This window comes from Roseospira navarrensis, from assembly GCF_009601025.1.
In the GTDB taxonomy this organism is placed as follows: Bacteria; Pseudomonadota; Alphaproteobacteria; order Rhodospirillales; family Rhodospirillaceae; genus Rhodospira; species Rhodospira navarrensis.
Window position 1 is genome coordinate 1 of sequence record NZ_WIVE01000139.1, and the last position, 2,159, is coordinate 2,159.

The window sequence follows — 2,159 nt, forward strand, 5'->3', positions numbered from 1 at the left end:
GCGTCTACATCAACATGGAAAACCGGGATGACTGAAGCGCCTCAGACCGAATTTCCATCCCTCAGGTTGCTCAATCCGGCACGGCCTGTGCGCCGACCACGATGTCCGATGTCTCCGGCGATGCCGCGCGCACGAAGGTGATATCGGCGGCGGACTGCCACAGCGCCAGGGCCGACGTCAGGCGTTCGGTGAATGTCGCCATGTCCAGCCCCGCACGGTCCAGCAGGCCGTCCAGCCGGGTCATCGTCTTGCAGTTGATCGCGTCCGGATCCCGCCGCGGCTCTGTCAGAAGGGTGTAGCTGACCGTCGCGCCGGCCCCAAACCGCGGAGCCCCCCACTTGATATAGGCGCCTTGCAGGCGGAGCAGGGTGAAGTCGCCCGCCGATCCCCTGGTCGCCTCCTGTCCCGCCTGGGCCGTAACCGCGACCAACGCCAGGGTCGCGGCGACGATCACCCCCCGCACCCGGCGCCATCCTGGGCGCCTGTCCACCGTCTCCACTGACTGTCGCATTCCCCATCCCCTGAGTTATGAGCCCGCATCCAACACCGCATGCGCCGGGAACATTTCGATCCTGACCGACGCGAATGAAAAAATCGTTGAACTGACGGGTCCGGGCGCCAAGCATGAGTAGATTCCGAGGCTGCCGGGAACTTCAAAAACTTTGTATTAATTTGCAATCGGCCAGAACCCGCCTCCTCAAGGTGATAACGGAAGCCGTAAAAACGGTCCTGGCCCGACACAGAAGGATGGAAACGTCTCATGCGAACCGCACGGGGCCTTATCTTTTCTTCGACGAAATGAAGGGCTGCAGCATGAAAAAGATCACTGTATTCGGAACGACCCTGACCGTCCCGATGCTTGCGCTGGTCGCCGGTACCGCGATGGCGGCGGATCCGACGCCCAGCGGCGGCGCCAGCAACACCGGCACCGAGGCTGGTGACACCATGAAACAGGCGGCCCCGGACGCGCGGGCATCCGAAACGCCCGCGAACGCGGCCGCACGGACGGACATGCCGACCAAGGCGGTGATCGGACGGGAGGTCGTCAATGCCGAAGGTGATACCGTCGGTGAGGTTTCAGCGATCACCGGCGACAGTGTGATCGTCGAGGTCGGCGGGTTCCTCGGCATGGGCACGCATGGAGTCGCGCTGGAGTGGGGCGATCTCACCCCCATCGGCAGCGGCGATGACATGACCCTTCAGACGGTGTTGACCAAGGCGCAGATCGAGGCCTTGCCGAAAGCGGAGTCCGGCGCTCAGGGCGCCGGCGCCATGGGCGACGGCTCTGATGGGGCGAACCAGGACACCGCGCAGACAGGCGCGGCTTCCGATCAGACGACCGACTCGGCCGCGGAAACGGGCATGTCGTCGCAGAAGGCGGACATGCCGACCAAGGCGGTGATCGGACGGGAGGTCGTCAATGCCGAGGGTGATACCGTCGGCGACGTTTCGGCGATCGCTGGTGACAGGGTGATCGTCGAGGTCGGCGGATTTCTCGGCATTGGCACGCACGGGGTTGCGCTCAACTGGCGCGATCTCACCCCCATCGGCAGCGGCGAGGACATGAAACTTCAGACGGCTCTGACCGATATGCAGATCAAGGGTCTGCCGAAGTTCGACCAGTAGAACGCGCCGGCCATGAAACGGCTCCGTCCGTTTCATGGCCTCCGCGACCGCTGCGGTGCCGACGGCGCGCCATCGCGGGCGGATTGCGCGCCGCCCCTGGCGGGCCCCGGGCGCACGAAACCGGCCGGCGTCAGAGGGGCCAGGACTGCGCGTTCGTGGTGGCGGCCAGGGCCAGGCGTGTCAACCCCGGCAGGGACCGCGCCCCCGTCTTCCGCATGATCGCGGATCGGTGGTTCTCGACCGTGCGTTGGCTGATGCCAAGAGTGGCGGCGATCATCTTGCTGGGCTGCCCCGCGAGGACAAGGGCCAGGACCTGGTGTTGCCTGGGCGTCAGGCCGGCAACGCTGCCGGTCGCGCTTTCATGCCGGGCTTCGGCCTTTCCCGACGCCCGCGACCACTCCAGCGCACGGCCAATGCTGGCGAGCGCCGCCTGGGCGCACACCGGCTTTTGAAGAAGGCTCAGTTTGCGTTAGATATGCATGCTGGTTGTTTGGGCGAGATAAGTCCGGCGATGCATGCCAGGATTGCACGGG

General features: G+C 65.4%; 4 protein-coding genes. 2 read left to right on the forward strand and 2 right to left on the reverse strand.

Features of this window, described 5'->3' with window-relative positions:
* Positions 1-70: 70 nt before the first annotated feature.
* Entirely contained in the window at positions 71-454 is a 384-nt protein-coding gene (locus tag GHC57_RS18910; RefSeq protein WP_153347185.1) for a hypothetical protein, read from the reverse strand.
* 359 nt (positions 455-813) lie between these two features.
* On the opposite strand from GHC57_RS18910, the gene GHC57_RS18915 reads away from it, so the two are divergent.
* On the forward strand, positions 814-1,626 hold the full coding sequence (locus tag GHC57_RS18915) for a PRC-barrel domain-containing protein (protein WP_153347187.1): 813 nt from the start codon (positions 814-816) through the stop codon (positions 1,624-1,626).
* Between the two features lie 130 nt (positions 1,627-1,756).
* Here the strand turns inward: GHC57_RS18915 and GHC57_RS20605 are convergent, their stop codons facing one another.
* On the reverse strand, positions 1,757-1,936 hold the full coding sequence (locus GHC57_RS20605; protein ID WP_425500702.1) for a LuxR C-terminal-related transcriptional regulator: 180 nt from the start codon (positions 1,934-1,936) through the stop codon (positions 1,757-1,759).
* Between GHC57_RS20605 and GHC57_RS20170 the strand changes: the two genes are divergently transcribed.
* On the forward strand, positions 1,856-2,159 hold a 304-nt coding region (locus GHC57_RS20170; protein ID WP_246152516.1), incomplete at its 3' end, for a hypothetical protein. The two genes, GHC57_RS20605 and GHC57_RS20170, sit on opposite strands and share 81 nt — an antisense overlap.